The 18659-nt window shown below is 66.7% G+C and carries 21 protein-coding genes; 15 read left to right on the forward strand and 6 right to left on the reverse strand.

Annotation, left to right across the window (positions count from 1 at the left end):
- Positions 1-107: 107 nt before the first annotated feature.
- Positions 108-1514, forward strand: a complete 1407-nt coding sequence (locus AC0GNO_RS12340) for an aminotransferase-like domain-containing protein (protein WP_472904114.1) — start codon at positions 108-110, stop codon at positions 1512-1514.
- A 124-nt stretch (positions 1515-1638) separates the two neighbouring features.
- Positions 1639-4260 carry an alanine--tRNA ligase gene (alaS, locus tag AC0GNO_RS12345; protein WP_472904115.1) on the forward strand — a complete coding sequence of 874 codons (2622 nt, stop codon included), beginning with the start codon at positions 1639-1641 and terminating at the stop codon, positions 4258-4260.
- 113 nt (positions 4261-4373) lie between these two features.
- Here the strand turns inward: alaS and AC0GNO_RS12350 are convergent, their stop codons facing one another.
- Positions 4374-5312: a pseudouridine synthase gene (locus AC0GNO_RS12350; protein WP_472904116.1), complete on the reverse strand. Its 939-nt coding sequence runs from the start codon at positions 5310-5312 to the stop codon at positions 4374-4376.
- Positions 5313-5375: 63 nt separating this feature from the next.
- Here AC0GNO_RS12350 and AC0GNO_RS12355 point away from each other — a divergent pair, with 63 nt between their 5' ends.
- Positions 5376-5615 (forward strand): hypothetical protein, encoded by a 240-nt coding sequence (locus AC0GNO_RS12355; protein ID WP_226466130.1) that lies wholly within the window; start codon positions 5376-5378, stop codon positions 5613-5615.
- 155 nt (positions 5616-5770) lie between these two features.
- On the opposite strand, the gene trmB is transcribed toward AC0GNO_RS12355, so the two are convergent.
- Complete coding sequence (trmB, locus tag AC0GNO_RS12360) at positions 5771-6532, reverse strand: tRNA (guanosine(46)-N7)-methyltransferase TrmB (protein WP_472904117.1); 762 nt, start codon at positions 6530-6532, stop codon at positions 5771-5773.
- A 122-nt stretch (positions 6533-6654) separates the two neighbouring features.
- Between trmB and AC0GNO_RS12365 the strand changes: the two genes are divergently transcribed.
- On the forward strand, positions 6655-6876 hold the full coding sequence (locus tag AC0GNO_RS12365) for a hypothetical protein (RefSeq protein WP_305363115.1): 222 nt from the start codon (positions 6655-6657) through the stop codon (positions 6874-6876).
- Here AC0GNO_RS12365 and gluQRS read toward each other — a convergent pair.
- The 3 genes from gluQRS to AC0GNO_RS12380 form a co-directional block, all read right to left on the reverse strand.
- Entirely contained in the window at positions 6854-7774 is a 921-nt protein-coding gene (gene gluQRS, locus AC0GNO_RS12370; protein ID WP_472904118.1) for a tRNA glutamyl-Q(34) synthetase GluQRS, read from the reverse strand. The genes AC0GNO_RS12365 and gluQRS overlap by 23 nt on opposite strands.
- A 104-nt stretch (positions 7775-7878) precedes the next feature.
- Positions 7879-9018, reverse strand: coding sequence for an NAD(P)/FAD-dependent oxidoreductase (locus AC0GNO_RS12375; protein WP_472888454.1), 1140 nt, complete (start codon positions 9016-9018; stop codon positions 7879-7881).
- Positions 9019-9094: 76 nt separating this feature from the next.
- Positions 9095-10042, reverse strand: a complete 948-nt coding sequence (locus AC0GNO_RS12380; protein WP_472904119.1) for a LysR family transcriptional regulator — start codon at positions 10040-10042, stop codon at positions 9095-9097.
- A 154-nt stretch (positions 10043-10196) separates the two neighbouring features.
- Here AC0GNO_RS12380 and AC0GNO_RS12385 point away from each other — a divergent pair, with 154 nt between their 5' ends.
- The 4 genes from AC0GNO_RS12385 to AC0GNO_RS12400 are packed head-to-tail and all read left to right on the forward strand — an operon-like array spanning position 10197 to position 12706.
- Positions 10197-10898 carry a pirin family protein gene (locus AC0GNO_RS12385; protein WP_472904120.1) on the forward strand — a complete coding sequence of 234 codons (702 nt, stop codon included), beginning with the start codon at positions 10197-10199 and terminating at the stop codon, positions 10896-10898.
- A gap of 52 nt (positions 10899-10950) precedes the next feature.
- Complete coding sequence (locus AC0GNO_RS12390; protein ID WP_472904121.1) at positions 10951-11358, forward strand: DoxX family protein; 408 nt, start codon at positions 10951-10953, stop codon at positions 11356-11358.
- A gap of 58 nt (positions 11359-11416) precedes the next feature.
- Positions 11417-11971 (forward strand): flavodoxin family protein, encoded by a 555-nt coding sequence (locus AC0GNO_RS12395; protein ID WP_210822836.1) that lies wholly within the window; start codon positions 11417-11419, stop codon positions 11969-11971.
- 39 nt (positions 11972-12010) lie between these two features.
- Positions 12011-12706 (forward strand): DUF599 domain-containing protein, encoded by a 696-nt coding sequence (locus AC0GNO_RS12400; RefSeq protein ID WP_472888458.1) that lies wholly within the window; start codon positions 12011-12013, stop codon positions 12704-12706.
- Positions 12707-12719: 13 nt separating this feature from the next.
- On the opposite strand, the gene AC0GNO_RS12405 is transcribed toward AC0GNO_RS12400, so the two are convergent.
- On the reverse strand, positions 12720-13400 hold the full coding sequence (locus tag AC0GNO_RS12405; protein ID WP_472888459.1) for a phosphatase PAP2 family protein: 681 nt from the start codon (positions 13398-13400) through the stop codon (positions 12720-12722).
- A 231-nt stretch (positions 13401-13631) separates the two neighbouring features.
- Between AC0GNO_RS12405 and AC0GNO_RS12410 the strand changes: the two genes are divergently transcribed.
- Genes AC0GNO_RS12410 through AC0GNO_RS12440 form a run of 7 tightly spaced genes read left to right on the forward strand, consistent with a single transcriptional unit; the run spans position 13632 to position 18614 of the window.
- A complete protein-coding gene (locus AC0GNO_RS12410) occupies positions 13632-13877 on the forward strand; it encodes an acyl carrier protein (protein WP_472904122.1) in 246 nt (81 codons plus the stop codon).
- Positions 13874-15139: a beta-ketoacyl-[acyl-carrier-protein] synthase family protein gene (locus tag AC0GNO_RS12415; protein WP_472904123.1), complete on the forward strand. Its 1266-nt coding sequence runs from the start codon at positions 13874-13876 to the stop codon at positions 15137-15139. The genes AC0GNO_RS12410 and AC0GNO_RS12415 overlap by 4 nt, the downstream gene beginning before the upstream one ends.
- Before the next feature lie 16 nt (positions 15140-15155).
- A complete protein-coding gene (locus tag AC0GNO_RS12420) occupies positions 15156-15440 on the forward strand; it encodes a phosphopantetheine-binding protein (protein WP_472904124.1) in 285 nt (94 codons plus the stop codon).
- A gap of 52 nt (positions 15441-15492) precedes the next feature.
- Positions 15493-16842, forward strand: coding sequence for an AMP-binding protein (locus AC0GNO_RS12425; RefSeq protein WP_472904125.1), 1350 nt, complete (start codon positions 15493-15495; stop codon positions 16840-16842).
- Positions 16829-17134, forward strand: coding sequence for a 3-hydroxyacyl-ACP dehydratase FabZ family protein (locus tag AC0GNO_RS12430; protein WP_472904126.1), 306 nt, complete (start codon positions 16829-16831; stop codon positions 17132-17134). The genes AC0GNO_RS12425 and AC0GNO_RS12430 overlap by 14 nt, the downstream gene beginning before the upstream one ends.
- On the forward strand, positions 17131-18048 hold the full coding sequence (locus tag AC0GNO_RS12435; protein ID WP_472904127.1) for an LpxL/LpxP family acyltransferase: 918 nt from the start codon (positions 17131-17133) through the stop codon (positions 18046-18048). The genes AC0GNO_RS12430 and AC0GNO_RS12435 overlap by 4 nt, the downstream gene beginning before the upstream one ends.
- The gene (locus tag AC0GNO_RS12440) at positions 18048-18614 is read left to right on the forward strand and encodes a LolA-related protein (protein ID WP_472904128.1); all 567 of its coding nucleotides are present in this window, start codon (positions 18048-18050) and stop codon (positions 18612-18614) included. The genes AC0GNO_RS12435 and AC0GNO_RS12440 overlap by 1 nt, the downstream gene beginning before the upstream one ends.
- The last annotated feature ends 45 nt before the right edge of the window (positions 18615-18659 follow it).

The following is an 18659-nucleotide window of genomic DNA, read 5'->3' on the forward strand; positions in this document are numbered from 1 at the left end:
CGGACTGTAGGGCTCGCGGGCCACCGCTAACATATACAGACAGTGCCTGCACAGCGATGCACTGTGCAGCCCTGCGGACCTGTACACATTTACCCTGATAGCGCCCGATGTTCACCCTGAACCCCAAAAGCACCAGCCCGCTCGTGGTGCAGATCGTCGAGGGGTTTCGCGACCTGATCCAGAGCGGCAACCTGCGCCCGGGCTCCAAGGCGCCCTCCATCCGCCAGTTCGCCCATGCCCACGGCGTGAGCGTGTACACCGTGGTCGATGCCTACGACCGGCTGGTGGCGCTGGGCTATTTCGTCTCGCGCCCGCACTCGGGCTTTTTTGTGCGCAAGCGCGATGGCGTGGCACCGCAGGCGCCGGGCACCGTGCCCGCCGAGACGGCGAACTACAACTTCGACTCCATGTGGTACCTGCGCCGGGTGTTCGAGGCGCGCGCGCTGCGCATGAAACCGGGCTGCGGCTGGTTGCCGGGCAACTGGCTGTTTGAAGAAGGCCTGCGCCGCAGCCTGCGCACGCTGGCGTCTGAAAACGTGGACCTGGGTGGCTACGGTGAACCCAAGGGTTTTGCGCCACTGCGCCAGCTGGTGCGCGACCTGCTGGCCGAGCAGGAGATCGCCGTCAGCGCCGACCAGGTGCTGCTCACCCAGGGCTCCAGCCAGGCCATGGACCTGGTGGCGCGCCGCCTGATTCGCCCGGGCGATCCAGTGCTGGTGGACGACCCCGGTTACCCCAATCTGCTGTTTTCACTGCGTTTCCTGGGTGCCCGGCTGATTGGCGTGCCGCGCACGCCAGCCGGCTACGACCTGGCCGCGCTCGAAGCCCTGGTGCTGGAGCACCAGCCCAAGGTGTTTTTCACCCAGCCGCGCCTGCAAAGTCCCACCGGTTCGGTGGCCAACCTGGCGCACCTGCACCGTGTGGTGCAGCTGGCCGAGCAGCACCAGTTCACGGTGGTGGAAAACGACATCTACGCCGACCTCGACCCCGAGCCGCGGCCCTCGCTGGCCAGCCTGGACCAGTTGCAACGGGTCGTCTACATCAGCAGCTTCTCCAAAACCATCTCACCCAACATCCGCGTCGGTTTCCTGGCCGCGCCGCCCGACCTGCTGGAAGACTTTGCCCAGCTCAAGATGATCTCGGGCCTGACCTCGTCCGAGTTCAACGAGCGCCTGGCCTACGGCGCGCTGGTGGACGGGCGCTGGCGCAAACACCTTCGCAGCCTGCGCGAGCGCCTGGCACAGGCACACCAGCGCGTGGCCCAGCAACTGGAGAACCTGGGCTTCGATCTGTTCTGCGAGCCCAAGGCGGGCATGTTCCTCTGGGCACGCCATCCCGACATTGCCAACGCGACCGAGCTGGCCTACAAGGCCGCGGAGCAGGACATCCTGCTCGGGCCCGGCCACCTGTTCGCGCCCGACCTGCAGCCCAGCCCCTGGTTCCGCTTCAACGTGGCCTTCACCGAAGAGCCGCAGGTGCTGGCCTTCCTGAAAAGCGGCCGCACGAGCGCCTGACACCCGGTTTTCCGGGCCCGATGCGGCCCACCAGGCACAAGCCTCGCCAGTTTGCGAAAATACCGGGTTTGGTGCACATGTGCACCGGCTGCACCCGATCGACAGAACCCCTCCAAAGGCCACCATGACCCGCCCCGCCTCCGTTGCCGACATCCGCAAGACCTTCCTGGATTTCTTCGCCTCCAAGGGCCACACCGTGGTGGCGTCCAGCCCGCTGGTGCCGGGCAACGACCCCACGCTCATGTTCACCAACTCGGGCATGGTCCAGTTCAAGGATGTCTTCCTCGGCACCGACAAGCGCCCCTACGTGCGTGCGGCCTCGGTGCAGGCCTGCCTGCGCGCCGGCGGCAAACACAACGACCTGGAAAACGTGGGCTACACCGCGCGCCACCACACCTTCTTCGAGATGCTGGGCAACTGGTCGTTTGGCGACTACTTCAAGCGCGAGAGCCTGAAGTGGGCCTGGGAGCTGCTGACCGAGGTCTACAAGCTGCCGGCCGAGCGCCTGCTGGCCACGGTGTACGAAGAGGACGACGAGGCCTACGACATCTGGACCAAAGAAATCGGCCTGCCGCCCGAGCGCGTGATCCGCATCGGCGACAACAAGGGCGGGCGCTACAAGAGCGACAACTTCTGGATGATGGCCGACACCGGCCCCTGCGGCCCCTGCTCGGAAATCTTCTACGATCACGGCGACCACATCGCCGGCGGCCCCCCGGGCAGCCCCGATGAAGACGGCGACCGTTTCATCGAGATCTGGAACAACGTGTTCATGCAGTTCAACATGGACGAGACCGGCGCCGTCACGCCGCTGCCCGCGCCCTGCGTGGACACCGGCATGGGCCTGGAGCGCCTGGCCGCGATCCTGCAGCACGTGCACAGCAACTATGAAATCGACATCTTCGACGCGCTGATCAAGGCCGCCGGCCGCGAGACCGGCACTGCCGACCTCACGAACCCCTCGCTCAAGGTGATCGCCGACCACATCCGCGCCACGGCCTTCCTGATCAGCGACGGCGTGATTCCATCGAACGAAGGCTGCGGCTACGTGCAGCGCCGCATCGTGCGCCGCGCCATCCGCCACGGCTACAAGCTCGGGCAGAAAACCCCGTTCTTCCACAAGCTGGTGCCCGATCTGGTGGCCGTGATGGGCGATGCCTATCCGAACCTGGCGAGCCAGGCGCAGCGCATCGGCGAGGTGCTCAAGACCGAAGAAGAGCGTTTCTACGAAACCCTGGCCAACGGCATGGAAATTCTGGACGCAGCCCTGGCAGAAGGTGCGAAAGTGCTGCCGGGCGACGTGGCCTTCAAGCTGCACGACACCTACGGCTTCCCGCTCGACCTGTCGGGCGATGTCTGTCGCGAGCGCGGTCTGACGGTGGACGAGGCCGGTTTTCACGCCGCCATGGAAGCGCAGAAGGCCAAGGGCCGCGCAGCCGGCAAGTTCAAGATGGACAAGGCGCTGGAGTACACCGGGGCCGGCAACACTTTCGTCGGTTACGAACAGCTCGAAGCCCCGGCCAAGGTCGTGGCGCTCTACCTGGACGGCACGCCCGTGGCCGAACTCAAGGCAGGGCAACAAGGCGTCGTGGTGCTGGACACCACGCCCTTCTACGCCGAGAGCGGTGGCCAGGTCGGTGACGAAGGCGTGATCACCAGCGGCTCGGCGAAGTTCTCTGTGGGCGACACGCAGAAGATCAAGTCCGACGTGTTCGGCCACCACGGCGTGATGGAGCAGGGCACGCTGGCCGTGGGCGACACCGTCACCGCGGCGGTGGACACCGCGCAGCGCGCCGCCACCGTGCGCAACCACTCGGTCACGCACCTGATGCACAAGGCCTTGCGCGAGGTGCTGGGCACGCATGTGCAGCAGAAGGGCAGCCTGGTCGACGCCGACAAGACGCGTTTCGACTTCACGCACAACGCGCCGGTGACGGATGCGCAGATCCGCGACATCGAGCAGCGTGTGAACGCTGAGATCGTGGCCAACGCGGCGACGCAGGCGCGCGTGATGGACATCGAATCGGCGCAGAAGACCGGCGCCATGATGCTGTTCGGCGAGAAATACGGCGAGTCGGTGCGTGTGCTCGACATCGGCTCCAGCCGCGAACTCTGCGGCGGTACACACGTCAAGGCCACGGGCGACATCGGCTTCTTCACCATCACCGCGGAAGGCGGCGTGGCCGCTGGCGTGCGTCGCGTGGAAGCGGTGACGGGCCTGAACGCGCTGAGCTATGTGCAGGGCATGGAAGCCACGCTCGGCGGTGTGGCCGGCACGCTCAAGGTCACGCCCGGCGAGGTGCCCGCGCGCGTGGGTGCGCTGCTGGACCAGATGCGCGATCTGGAAAAGGACATGAACGCGCTCAAGAGTCGGCTGGCCTCGGCGCAGGGCGACGAGCTGGTGAACCAGGCGGTGGAGGTCAAGGGCATCCAGGTGCTGTCGGCGGTGCTGGCCGGCGCAGACGCCAAGGGCCTGCGCGAGACCATGGACAAGCTGAAGGACAAGCTGAAATCCGCCGCCATCGTGCTGGCTGCAGTGGACGGCGGCAAGGTGCAGATCGCTGCGGGCGTGACGGCCGACGTGATGGCCAAGGTCAAGGCCGGCGAGTTGGTGAACTTTGTGGCCCAGCAGGTGGGCGGCAAGGGCGGTGGCAAGCCCGACATGGCCATGGCCGGTGGCACCGACGCGTCGGGTTTGCCGAAGGCGCTGGCTTCGGTGCAGGCCTGGGTGGCCGAGCGCCTGTAACCCAGGGTTTCGCCGCCGGGGCCGCCCCAAGGCGAAACAGCCCCCAAGGGGGCAGCGACCCGCGCAGCGGTGGAGCCCCGGGGTCCCGCCGACGGCGGGAGCACGCTTGGGGGCTATGTGTCTGGCCAGTCCAGGCTCAGCCCGCTCTCAAACTGCCGCGGCTCGCCCGTCACCGGGTCCGTGAAGGCGATGCCCCGCGCCAGCAGGCGCAGCGGGTTCGAAAAATCTTCCGCTTCGTCCGGCCCGTGCAGCACGGTCGGGTAGAGCTGGTCGCCCACGATGGGCAGGCCGAGTGCGTTCATGTGCACGCGAAGTTGATGGCGTTTGCCGGTGACAGGTTCCAGCGCATAGCGCGCCCAGTCGCCGCGCCGCTCCAGCACATCGATGCGTGTCTCGCTGTTCGGCTCACCAGCAACCTCGTTCATGCGGAAAAAATCGGCCGGGTGTTCCACGATGCGGCTGCTGCTCGTGCGCGGCCAGGTCCATGCGTCGGTGGCCGGCGCGATGGCCTCGTAGGTCTTTTGCATGGTTCGCCCACTGAAGAGCGCGTGGTAGGTCCCGCGCTCGGCGGGATTCACGGCCAACAGCACCAGCCCGGCGGTTTCGCGATCAATGCGGTGCAGCGGTGCCAGCTGTGGCAGGCCGAGCTTGCGTTGAAGGCGCACCAGCAAAGTCTGCTGCACATAACGCCCGCCCGGCGTCACGGGCAGAAAGTGCGGTTTGTCGGCCACCACCAGGTGCGCGTCCTGGTAGAGCACCGTTTCTTCAAATGGCACCACCTCCTCGTCCGGCAGCTCGCGGTAGTAATACAGCCGCGTATTGCCCCGGTACGGCGCCTCGGGCGGTACGACCTGGCCCGCTTCGTCCAGCACCGCGCCCGTGGCCAGCCGCTCGGCCCACGCCGCGCGACCCACCGTGGGCAGGCGCTCGTCCAGAAAGTCGATCACGCCGGGCCAGCGGGCGTCACCGGCTTTGACCCCAGGCAGTGCGACGCAGCTGGGCGACACGCCGTCGCGGGCGGGAATGAGCGGGTTCTTGGAGGATCGGGCCACGGCGGAGGAGGGTGAGCGAAGGAAATGCGGGTATTCTCTGCGCCTTCACAACAGGACCCCGCCGTGATCAAAGCCGCCAACCTCTCCGACACCGTCATCCGTGCCCGCCTGGCGCTGGCGCTTGGTGTGAGCAGCCTGCTGTTGAGCGGCTGCGCTGTGGTGGCCGTGGTCGATGTGGCTGCATCGGCAGTAGTGGGCGTGGCCGGCCTCGCGGTGGACGCGGCGGTCGGCACGGCCCGCATCGGCGGCCAGCTCATCGGTGCCGGTGCCGACGCGGCACTGGACTCGGACGAGGACGATTGACCCGATGTTCGGTATCAGTTTTCCGCGGCGCGGGAGCACCACCCTCACCGCATGAAACAACGCCACCCGCAGGCACCGCCGGGCGGGCTTTGCCAGACGGCCAGTGCCGCCCCTGGTGGGGGGTGACGCGAAGCGGTGCGGGGGGGTGTTGCAATTCAGGCGCGCACGAACACCAAGTCCCACACGCCGTGGCCGAGCTGGATGCCGCGGTTCTCGAATTTGGTCAAGGGCCGGTAGCCGGGCTTGGGCACGTAGCCGTCGCTGCCGGCCGCGGCCGTGTTCTTCAGCAGGGGTTCGGCGCTCAGCACTTCCAGCATCTGTTGCGCATACGGTTCCCAGTCGGTCGCCAGGTGCAGGTAGCCACCCGGTTTCAGATGCCGCGCCAGGCGGTTCACGAAAGGGGTCTGGATCAGGCGGCGCTTGTGGTGCCGTGTCTTGTGCCAGGGATCGGGGAAGAAGATGTGCACGCCGTCCAGGCTTTGTTCGGGCAGCATGTGGTCGAGCACCTCGACCGCGTCGTGGCGGAAGATGCGGATGTTCTGGAGCCCTTGTTCTCCGACGAGCTTGAGCAGCGCGCCCACGCCGGGTTCGTGTACTTCGCAGCAGAGGAAGTTGTCGTCCGGGCGCACGGTGGCGATGTGCGCCGTGGCGCCGCCCATGCCGAAGCCGATCTCCATGATCAGCGGCGCCTTGCGGCCGAAGGCCGCCGTGGCGTCCAGGGTCTGGCTGGCGTCGTAGTCCAGCAGGAAGCGCGGCCCGAACTGTTCGTAGGCGCGGGCCTGACCCGGGCCGGTGCGCCCGGCGCGCAGCACATAGCTCTTGATCACACGCATGAAGGGCACGCCATCGGGCTGTGGTGCGCCGGACGGGTGGGGTGCTGGGTCGGCTGTGGGGGTGTCGGGGATGTCGGAGTTCATGGTGCGGCGCGAGAGGGGTGTCAGATTGTAGAAGCCCGGGTCTGTCACGCCGCGTGTGCTGCGTTCGCCCTTCGGGGGCAGAATGGGGGTGACTGTTTCCACAACCTTTTCAGAGAATCCCCATGAACGCCACCAAACTCATCGCACTCGTCCTGATCGCCGGCGGCGCGCTGGCCCTGATCTACGGCGGCTTCAGCTACACGCAGGACAGCACTGCGGTGAAGCTGGGGCCGCTGGAGTTGACCGTGAAAGAGAAGAAGACGGTCAACGTGCCGCTGTGGGCAGGCCTGGGCGCCATCGTGGTGGGTGGCCTGGTGCTGGTCATGGGTGGGCGCAAAGGCTGAGAGGCTGAGCGTCCTTCCACTGCGCAACCCAGGAAGCGAGGGCTTCGGGCACCGATCCCGGAGCGGCCGGCAGACCCAGCGTCGCGGCAGCGCGGTGCAGCGCCACCAACGGTTCGCTCAGGTCCAGCGCCTGGGCCCCGTTCTGTTTGCTGAGCTTTTCACCGTTGGTGCCCAGCACCAGCGGGGTGTGCAGGTAAGCCGGCAGGGGCAGGCCCAGGGCCTGCTGCAGCGCGATCTGGCGCGGGGTGTTGTCGGCGAGGTCTTCGCCGCGCACCACATGGGTGATGCCCTGCGCGGCGTCGTCCACCACCACGGCGAGCTGGTAGGCCCAGAGGCCGTCGGCGCGTTTCAGGATGAAGTCGCCGACCTCGGCACGGAGGTTCTGGGATTGCGGGCCGAGGCGTCGGTCGATCCAGCGCAGCTCGACGTGCCCGTCGTTCAGGCGGAACCTCCAGGCCCGGGCGGGTTTGCCTTGCAGGCCCCCGCGCTCGGGGCGACAGGTGCCGGGGTAGACGGCGGCGTGGTGGCGCTCGCGGCCCAGCCCTGACGCGTACAACGCCGCTTCAACGTCCTTGCGCGAGCAACCGCAGGGGTAGGCGCGACCGCTGGCGACCAGCTGGTTCAGCGCCTGCTGGTAAAGATCGCCCCGTTCCGACTGCCAGACCTCGGGTTCGTCGCTGACCAGGCCGCAGGTGGCGAGCTGCCGCAGGATGAGCCGGTCGGTGCCCGGCACGCAGCGCGGCGTGTCCACGTCTTCGATGCGCACGATCCAGGTGCCGCCGTGGGCACGGGCGTCAAGCCAGCTGGCCAGCGCCGCGACGAGCGATCCCGCGTGCAGCGGGCCGGTGGGAGAGGGCGCGAAGCGCCCGCGGTAGGACGAAGCAACCGACAAAGCCATGTACTCGGAGCGCGTGTCTGTGCCAGCACACACCGCGGGACTGGCTTCGCCAGACCGCTGGTGTGGTCCCCCCGGGGGGAAGCCGCGCAGCGGCGCAGGGGGGGTCAAATCATTTCGAGAGCGAGTTCGAGCCCGGAGACAAAGGCGTCTTCCACGCGGTGGCCCAGGCACCAGTCGCCGCACAGGCCGATGCCGAGCGACTTGTCGTACACGTAGGGCCGGCCCAGCGGCTGCTGCGTCTGCGCGAAGCGCCAGCGGTGCACCACGGCGTGGGTGGGGGTGGCGCGGATGCCGGTGATTTCGGCAAAACCCTTGAGCAGCTTGGCCTTGACGCGCTCGGTATCGTCTTCAAGGTGTTTGGCCGACCACTCGGGGCTGGCCTGGATGGTCCAGCGCTCGATGGGCTCGCGCCTCGGCTTGCTGTTTTCGCGCGCGAGCCAGCTGATGCGGTGGTGGATGCTGCGCGCGGCGTTCCATTGCGGGCCGATGTGCGGCAGGCCGGGCTGCATGGCCTGGGGGTAGGCGACCATGAGTGTCCAGCAGGGGGCCACCTGCACCGGGGCGAGGGACTGGCGCAGCTCGGGCGAGTGGCCGGAGACCAGCAGCAGGTCGTGGGCCTGCAGGTGCGGAATGGCGAGCACCACGCGGTCGAAGCCACCGAGCACGTGCTGGCCGCCTTCGACGTCTTCGGTGCGCAGCTGCCACTGCTCGGGATTCAGCACATCGCGTTCGATGTGGGTGACGCGGGTTTCGGTGAGCGTGCGCGCGGGCAGGTCACCGAAGAGTTCGGGGTGGGCCAGCGGCTGGACCCAGTGCTCGACCAGACCGCTCATGCCGGGTGTGGCCACGAAATGCGGTTCGGACGGCGGCGGGGAACTGGCCAGCACATGACCGAATTCGTCGAGCACGCGCACCGTGTTCGCACTCCAGGGGCGCACCACGGACTGTGCGGTCTGCAGTGCCTGGGCGAAGCGCTTGTCGCGCACCGTGAAGTACTGCGCACCGTGGTCGAAGCCGCCGAATTCGCTGCGGCGGGTGGACATGCGGCCACCGAAGCCGCGGCTCTTTTCAAACAGGGTGACGCGGTGACCCGCCTGCAGCAGCGTGCGCGCGCAGGCCACGCCGGCCATGCCGGCGCCCACCACCGCGATGTGCATCGGGGTCGGTTTCCTGGGTTGGGGGGTGCGGGCCGGCTTGCGCGGGACGGCTGCGGACGGGGTGCGGGTTTTTTTGCTGGTGGTCATGTCTCGGGGCGCCTGTGTTGCGGGACGGTTGAGGTTGACTGTAGCAGCCTGCCTGTTGGCGTGAACCCCGGCTGCATCAAATCTGGTGATGGTTGTGGAGCAGGGCGGCACGGGTGGTGGGGTGCTGCAGGCGCTCCAGCCACCAGCGCAGCGCCCGCCCGGTGTCGCCCGCGCTGCGTGGCTGGCGCCATGCGTAGGCCACGCGGATGCTGCGGTTGGGGCGCTGCACGGTCTTCACGATCAGGCGCCCGGCATTGATGAAGGGTTGTGCCAGCGTTTGCGGCAGGAAGCCCGCACCCAGACCGCGCAGCTGCGCTTCCAGCTTGTGCTGCATGGTCGGCACAGTGAGCACGTCCTGCCCCGGCAGCAGGTTGTAGGTGACGCCGCTGCCGCGCTGGGTGCTGTCGGCCACGGCCACGGCGCGGTGCAGGCGCAGCTCTTCGTCACTCAGGCTGTGGGTGGCTGCCGCCAGCGGATGGTGAGGCGCCACCGCGTAGACGAACGGCACGCTGCCCAGCGGCGCGGTCTGGATTTCGGGTTGTGCCATCTCGCTGGGCACGCCGAGCGCCAGATCGGCCTGGCCGCTTTGCAGGGCTTCGAGCGTGCCCGAGAGCGTTTCGGCGCGCAGCTTCAGGCGCGTGGGAGCGCCTTCGGCGTAAAAAGCCTCGCACAGCTCGAACAGGGTCGCGCGGGCAATGATGGCGTCGGCCGCGATGGTGATCTGCGGCTCCCAGCCGGTGGCCACGCGCTTGACACGCTGGGCCACCGCGTCGAGCTCGTTCAGCAGGTACTGCCCGCAGCGCAGCAGCTCGGCGCCGGCGGGCGTGAGCTGGGCGCGTCGCGCGCTGCGGTCGAACAGCAGCACGTCGAGCGCGTCCTCGATCTGGCGGATGCGGTAGGTCAGGGCGCTGGGCACCATGCCCAGTTCGCGCGCGGCGGCGGCCATGCTGCCGAGCCGGGCCACGGCTTCGAGAAGACCGAGGTTTTCGGGGGACAGGGCGGCGCGGGGGCTGGGACTGGCCATGGTGCTTGCGAAACTGGTGTGTTCAATTGAATTGAATGATGCCATCAAAACCGTGCAAACACACCGGGGGGGTGGCGGTTCCACAATTCAACCCATGCCAGCCGCTGCGGTCCCGCAACCGGTCAGCACCACCCCCTTGAAAGGACGAGACACCATGATGCAGATCCGACGTTCCGACGCCCGCGGCTACGCCGACCACGGCTGGCTCAAGAGCTTCCACTCCTTTTCGTTCGCCGAGTATTTCGACCCCGCCTGGATGGGCTGGGGCAACCTGCGCGTGATCAACGAAGACCGCATCGCACCGGGTACTGGCTTCGGCACGCACGGCCACCGCGACATGGAAATCATCAGCTATGTGCTGTCGGGCAACCTGGCGCACAAGGACAGCATGGGCAACGTCAAGGGCATCCCGCCCGGCGACGTGCAGCGCATGAGCGCCGGCAGCGGCGTGCGCCACAGCGAGTTCAACCACGCACCCGACCAGACCACGCACTTCCTGCAGATCTGGATCGAGCCGAATGTGAAGGGCATCGATCCCGGCTACGAGCAGAAGAGCTTTGCCGAGTCTGAAAAGCGCGGCCAGCTGCGCCTGGTGGCTTCGCCCGACGGCGCCGGGGGCTCGGTCAGCATCCACGCCGACGCGGCCCTGTACGCCGGCCTCTTCAACGGCAGCGAAAGCGCCGAGCTGGCGCTGGACCCGAAGCGCAAGGCCTACGTGCACCTGGTGCGCGGCGCGCTCGACGTGAACGGCCAGCGCCTGCAGGCCGGCGACGCGGCGGTGATCGCCGATGCCGAGCGCCTCAACCTGACCCACGGCGAAGACGCCGAGGTGCTGGTGTTTGACCTGGTGGCCTGACGCACAGACAGGCTTTTTGATCCACCCCAAACTTCATTCCAAGGACATTCCCATGAACACCCTGCAAAACCCTCTCGCCCTGTTGTCCCGCCTGCTGCTGGCGGCCCTGTTCCTGCCCGCCGGCATCGGCAAGATCACCGGTTTTGCCGGTACGGCCGGCTACATCGCATCGGTGGGCCTGCCCATGCCCACCGTGGCCGCTGCGGTGGCCATTGCGGTGGAGGTGCTGGGTGGCCTGGCGCTGATCGTCGGCTTCGGCACGCGCTGGGCTGCCCTGGCTCTGGCGCTGTTCACGCTGGGCGCCTCGTTCTTTTTCCACAACTACTGGGCCATGCCGGCCGAGCAGCAAATGATGCAGCAGCTGATGTTCATGAAGAACATCGGTGTGACGGGCGGCCTGCTGGCGCTCGCAGCTTTCGGTGCCGGCGCCTTCAGCCTGGACGCCCGCCGCCCGGCCTGAGTGATCTTCGAGTCCCTTTTCCCCACCCGCGCTGCGGCGCTTTTCTGAAAGGTCTCCAATGGCAAACGTTGTTGTGGTTTACCACTCGGGTTACGGTCACACCCAGCGCATGGCGCAATCGGTGGCCAGTGGCGCAGGCGCCGAACTGATCGCCATCGACGCCGACGGCAATCTGCCCGAGGGCGGCTGGGAAGCGCTGGCCGCGGCCGACGCCATCATCATGGGCTCACCCACCTACATGGGCAGCGTGAGCTGGCAGTTCAAGAAATTCGCCGATGCCTCCAGCAAACCCTGGTTTTCCCAGCAGTGGAAAGACAAGCTCGCGGCCGGTTTCACCAACAGCGCCGGCATGAACGGCGACAAGCTGTCCACGCTGCACTACCTGTTCACGCTGTCCATGCAGCACGGCATGATCTGGGTGAGCCAGGGCCTCATGCCCAGCAACACCAAGGCTGCACAGCGCGATGATGTGAACTACCTGGTGTCGTACAGCGGCGCGATCGCACAAAGCCCGTCGGACGCGAGTGCCAACGAGATGCTGCCCGGTGATCTGGAAACGGCGCGCCTGTTCGGGGAACGCGTCGCCGAGGTGGCAGCAAAATTCAAGGGCTGAGCGGCCGGTTGGCGGCTTCGTGCGGCTAACATCCGCCGGATGAAGATCATCGACATCCTCCCCTGGGCAGACTGGCTGGCGCTGGTCTGCTTTTTTGCCTTGTGGGTGGGCTACGCCTGGTTCGCCAGTGTCTGGGGTCGACGCCGCTCCTCGCTGCTGGTGACCACCAACCGCTACCGGGCCTACTGGATGCGCCAGGCCGCCATGCGAGACCCGCGCATGCTCGACGGCCTGATCACCCAGACCTTGTCGAACACACCGGCCTTTTTCTCGTCCACGTCGATCCTGGTGATCGGTGGTCTATTTGCCCTGCTGGGCACGACCGACAAGGCGTCCGAGCTGATGAACGAGATTCCTTTTGCGCAGGCCACCTCGCTGATCGTCTTCGAGTTCAAGATCCTGGTGCTGGTGGCGATCTTCGTCTATGCGTTTTTCCGCTTTTCCTGGTGCATGCGCCAGTACACCTTTGTCGCCCTGGTGATCGGCGCGATGCCACCACCCGAAGATTTTGAATCGGGCAAGTTCGACCGCAACCAGTACGCCGATCGCGCGGCCGCCATGGTGGGCGCCGCCGCTGAAACCTTCAACGACGGTCTGCGTGCGTATTACTTTTCCTTTGCCGCGCTGGCTTGGTTCGTGTCGCCGCTGGCGATGGTGCTGGGCACGCTGACGGTGGTGGCCATTCTCTACAGCCGCGAGTTCCACTCGGACGTCTTGCGCGTCCTCCGTGACTGACTGTTGCGCAGGTTCAGGCGGTGTTCTTCACGTGGGCCAGCGAGGCGGCCGCGAAGGCCAGTCCCACCACGACACCCGCAAACACGTCGAGGGCCACATGCTGCAGGGTGGCCATGGTCGACCAGACGATGGCCACACATTGCACGGCGGAGAGCCACTGCAGCACTCTGGGGGCGCGCAGCTGGGCCACGATGCGGTGCAGCCAGCAGAGACTGAACACCGCCGAAGCCACATGCAGCGAAGGGCAGGCGTTGCCGGCCGCGTCCACCCCCTTGACCACGGCCAGGCCGGGGTAGAGGCTCCAGTCCATGTCGACCAAGGGTGTCTGGGTCGGAAACCACCAGAAGAGCGCCAGGCAGAACAGGCACATGGCCCCCACCCAGACGCCAAACCACACCAGGGCACGCAGATTGCCCATCACCGCGGGTGGCAGGAAGACGTAGAGCCAGAGCGACACGTAGATCGGAAACGCGGACGGCACGAAACCGATCCAGCGGTCCAGCCAGATTTCGGGCATGACCACGGCCACGCTGCGCGGGTGTTCCAGGATCCAGAAATAGCTCCAGAAAAACAGCGCCATGAAGGTCGTGGTGCCAAATCCCTTGAGTGGCCAGTAGATGACAAAGCGCCGCCCGAGCCTGCCCAGCCATCCCGATGTTCCGGCAGGACCGGGCGTGATTTCGGAGGTGGGCATGGCAACAAGCGTTGCTTGTGGGCGTGCGGTGTCTCGCTGAGGAAGGGTCATGGTGGGGTCGGGTGAAGGGCAGCCCGCATTGTGCCGGCTGTACAATCAAATCATTGAAAATTCCGCGCTGATCGGCGGTCTGTGCCCGGGTTGAGGCTCCTCGCCGACCCTCCGGACCTGCTGGGCATTCGTTACCGGGTGTCGGGGTCGAGCAAGACAGCCAGCCATTGAATGTATGCCATGCAATCGACCGAACTGATTCGCCAATTTCTCCACGATCGCCTGGGTGCAGCGCCCGAGGCGGTGGTTCCTGGTGCGTTGCTCGCTGATCTGGGTGTTGACTCGCTGATGCTCGCCGAGCTGATGTTCGAGGCGGAAGACCGCCTGGGGATTTCCATCGACTCCAGTGTGGCGATCCCAAAGTCTGTCGGCGAGATGGTGAAACTGATCGATTCCCTGCGCGCAGCCAAAGCTTCCGCATCATGATCCGGCGCCGGGTGGCCATCACGGGGCTGGGTCTGGTCAGCCCCTACGGGGATGGAGCGGCCCCTTTTTTTGAACACCTGCTCGCGGGTCGTTCGGCGGTGCGCTACCTCCAGACCGATGACAAGCCCAGGCCCCTGGCCATGCCGTTCGTGAGCTGCACCGGGTTTGATCCTGTTGCGGCGCTGGGCAAACCGCTGGCGTCGATGATGGAACGCTTCGCACAGCTGGGTGTGGCCGCGGCTTTCGAAGCCTGGCAAGACGCCGGACTGGAGCGATTGCCCGCCGATCTGGACGAGCGCAATGACTGGGCCTGCATCTGGGGCACGGCGCTGGGCGGCATCATGGCCTTCGAGAAGGGCTACCGAGACATGTGGCAGAACGGGCGCGAGCGCCTGTCGCCGCTGAGCGTGGTGATGGGCATGAACAATGCCGTCAATGCACACCTGTCCATTCAGCTCGGTCTGGGCGGAGTGAGCATGAGCCACACCGTGGCCTGCTCTTCTTCTTCGGTTGCGATTGGTGAGGCCTTCCGGCGCGTGCGCTCGGGTGAGGCGACGGTGGCGATCACGGGAGGCTCCGACGGCACGCAGACCTACGGTGTGGCGCGTGCGTGGGAAGCCATGCGCCTGATTTCTCCCGGCGACGAGCAGACCGCACCTTCGGCCTGCCGGCCGTTTTCGGCCGATCGCCGAGGTCTGGTGCTGGGTGAAGGCGGCGCTGCGCTGGTGCTGGAAGACTGGGATCACGCCGTGGCTCGGGGTGCCCGCATCCAGGGGGAGATCGTCGGCTACGGTGCGAGCTGCGACCGCAACCACCTGGTGCGCCCCGACCCACAGGGCCAGGCCCGTGCCTTGCAGGCCGCGTTGTCGGATGCCGGGCTCTCACCCGCCGATATCGATTACGTCAACGCCCATGGCACCGCGACCCAGGAGGGTGACCCGGTGGAAATCGCGGCCCTGCGCCAGGTCTTTGGCGATCTGGCGCCCGCGCTGCCCGTGAGCGCCACCAAATCCATGCATGGCCACCTGATGGGCGCCGCGGGCGCCATCGAGGCGCTGGCCACCGTGCTGGCGCTGCGCGAGCAGGCGATCCCTCCGACCGCGCACCTGGAGGGTCGGCTTGATCCCGCCTGCGAAGGGGTGGATCATGTCTATCAAGGCCGCCGCCAGATTCCCTTGCGTGCTGCCCTGTCCAACTCCTTTGCGTTTGGTGGCAGCAATGCCGTGCTGGTCTTTGCCGCCGCCCCGACGCCTACCCACTGAATACCAGGGAATCCCCATGTCAGAAAACTTTGCCAGCGTCCCGTTCGAAGACCTCATGAGCGAGGTGGCTGCGCTGATCGTGGAGGCCCTCAACCTGGACGTGCAGCCCCAGGATGTGAAACCCGATGATCCGCTGTACGGCGAGGGGCTGGGTCTCGACTCGATCGACATGCTCGAGATTTCGCTCGTCATTTCCAAGCATTACGGTTTCCAGCTGCGCTCGGACAACGAGAACAACGACAAGATCTACGCGTCCCTGCGTGCGCTGACGACCCATATCGCCAGCCAGCGCACCAAATGACCTGGGGCGTTTCGCGAGCCAGGGGTTGTTGGCGGTTTCAGGCTGGCGGCGCATGAGCCGGCTGCCCCTGATCAGCGCTCATGGGCTGGACGACGTGCTCGCCTGGCGTCCTTCGGGTCCGGTGACGGTGCGCGACTTCCTGGCCGATGCCCAGGCGGTGGCCGGCGTGTTGCCCGCTGGCCAGGGGGTGCTCAACCTGTGCGAAGACCGGTACCACTTCGCGGTGCTGTTTGCCGCCTGCGTGCTCGCGGGCAAGACCAGCCTGCAACCGGCCTCGCACTCGGGGGAGACCCTGCAGCGGCTGGCGCAGGACCATCCCGGTGCTTATGGCGTGGTGGATGGTCCCTTCGATGTGGCCGACCTGCCTTGCATCGACTTTCCCGATCTGGCCACTTTGCCCCGCTCACCGGCGCAGGAGATGCCGGTGGTGGATGCCGATCGTGTGGTCGCGATCCTGTTCACCTCGGGTTCGACCGGTCTGCCGCAGCCGCACGCCAAGACCTGGGGCCGGCTGGTGCAGAACGGGCAGGCCGAGGCCGCGGGGCTGGGGCTGGGTGGAAAGCGAACGGTGCTCGTGGGCACCGTGCCAGCGCAGCACAGTTACGGGTTTGAGTCCACCTTTCTGCTCGCGCTGCACGGCGGTTGCAGTTTCTGGAGCGGCAAGCCGTTCTACCCGCAGGATGTGGTGGAGGCGCTGCAGGCCGTGCCGCGGCCGCGCATGCTGGTCACCACACCCTTCCACCTGTCGGCCATGCTGGCGTCCGATCTGGCCTGGCCGGCGCTGGACATGTGCCTGTCCGCCACCGCGCCGCTGGGCACCGAACTCGCTGCGCGCGCCGAGCAGCGCAGCGGGGCACCGGTGCACGAGATTTACGGCTCGACGGAGTCGGGCCAGCTGGCCTGCCGGCGCACCACCGACGGTCCCATGTGGCACCTGTTGCCGGGCGTCGTGCTGGAGCAGGAGAACGACACCACCTATGCCCGCGACGGCCATGTGGAAGGCCGGGTGCCGCTGTCGGACATCATCGAACTCCAGGGCGAGGGTCGTTTTCTCCTGCACGGCCGGCATGCCGACCTGATCAACATCGCGGGCAAACGCAGCTCGCTGGCCTACCTGAACCACCAGCTGTGTGCCATCGAAGGCGTGCTCGACGGCGCCTTTTTCCTGCCCGACTCCGCGGGCGATGAGGTCGAAGGCATCACACGGCTGACGGCGTTTGTGGTGGCGCCCGGTGTGTCGGCGGACTCGCTGCAACGCGCCTTGCGCCAGCGCATCGACCGGGTCTTCCTGCCCCGTCCGCTGGTGCTGGTGGACGCGCTGCCGCGCAACAGCACCGGCAAGCTGCCGCGCACGGCGCTGCTGGCGCTTTACCAGGAACGCTTGGGTCATGGCCGTGTTTGAGCAAACCTGGCGGGTGCCGTCCGATCATCCGGCCTTTGCCGGGCATTTTCCGGGGCATCCCATCGTGCCCGGCGTGGTCCTGCTGGATCAGGCCGTGCTGCTGGCGCAAGCGCACCTGGGGCTCGCGGGCGGTGCCTGGCAGGTCGCGCAGGCCAAGTTCCTCAGCCCCTGCGGGCCGGATGACGAACTGGTGTTCACGCTGCAGGACGGGGCGCGGGGCGGGCTGTCGTTCGTGGTGCGCTGTGGCGACCGCGATGTCGCCTCGGGCAGCCTGCAGCCCTTGAACCCATGAACACCGGAACCCGACAGACCGACGCACAACCCGAGTGGATGCGGCGCCAGGAGCGCAGCAACCTGGCCATCCTGCGCCTGATGGTCTGGATCTCGCTGGCGTTCGGCCGGCGGGTGGGGCGTCTGGTGCTGCACGGCATCGCCGTCTATTTCGTGCTGTTTGCGCCCGCGGCGCGCCGTGCGAGCCGCGCCTACCTGCACCGTGTCCTGGGCCGCTACGCGGGCTGGCGCGATGGCTACCGCCACGTGTTCAGTTTCGCCAGCACCATCCACGACCGCATCTACCTGCTGAATGACCGCTTCAACGTGTTTGACATCGAGGTCAAGGGCGACCAGGCGTTGCTGGCGGCGATTGAAAAAAAGCCCGGCGCGCTGCTCATGGGGGCCCACCTGGGCAGCTTTGAGGTGCTGCGTGCCATGGGGCGGGGGAAGAAGGGACTGCGCGTGGCCATGCTGATGTACGAGCAGAACGCGCGCAAGCTCAACGCCACGCTCGCGGCCATCAACCCCAAGGCGATGCAAGATATCATCTCCCTGGGACACCTGGAGTCGATGCTGGAGGTTCGCGACAAGCTCGACGAAGGGTATCTGGTGGGCATGCTGGCGGACCGATCGCTGAACGATGACGCCACCCTGTCGGTCGAGTTTCTGGGTGAACAGGCGGCTTTTCCGCTGGGTCCCTGGCGCATGGCGGCGATGCTCAAGCGGCCGGTGTTCCTCATGGCGGGTCTGTACCTCGGGGGCAACCGCTACCAGCTGCATTTCGAACAGCTGGCCGATTTTTCAAATGTCGAGCGCGGTGGGCGTGACGCGGCGATCAAGGCGGCCGTGCAGGCCTATGCCGACAGCCTGGCGCGACTTTGCAGGCTGGCGCCCTACAACTGGTTCAACTTCTTCGACTTCTGGAAAAAATGATGCGACGCTTTGGGATGGCCCTGCTGTGGCTGGGACTGGCGACCGCCGCTCATGCGGCGTACGACATCGATCAGTTGATGACCGATCTGGCCGGGCAAAAGGGCGGGCGCGCGCGCTTTGTCGAAAAACGCCATGTGGCCCTGCTCGACAAACCGGTGCAGGCCAGCGGCGAGATGGTGTACAGCCCGCCCGACCGGCTGGAGAAGCGAACGCTGCTGCCCAAGGTGGAAACCATGGTGCTGGACAAGGACATGCTCAGCATGGAACGCGACAAGCGCAAGCTCACCATCAACCTGCAGAGCCGCCCGGAGGCCCTGGCCTTCGTCGACAGCATCCGCAGCACACTCGCCGGCAACCGCAAGTCGCTGGAACAGAGCTACGCGCTCAAGCTTCAGGGTGAGAGCGCCCAGTGGGTGCTGACCCTGGTGCCGAGCGAACCCGCCATCGCTGCGCTGCTCCAGCGCATCACGGTGACAGGCAGCAAGAGCCAGGTGCGACACATCGAGTATCTGCAGGTGGACGGCGATCGTTCGGAGATCACCATCGAACCGATTGAAGCTCAATGAGCCCCGCCCGGCCGCCCGAAGGGGCTCGCACCGCAGTCCGCCGGA

It is taken from the genome of Hydrogenophaga sp. L310, assembly GCF_055703065.1.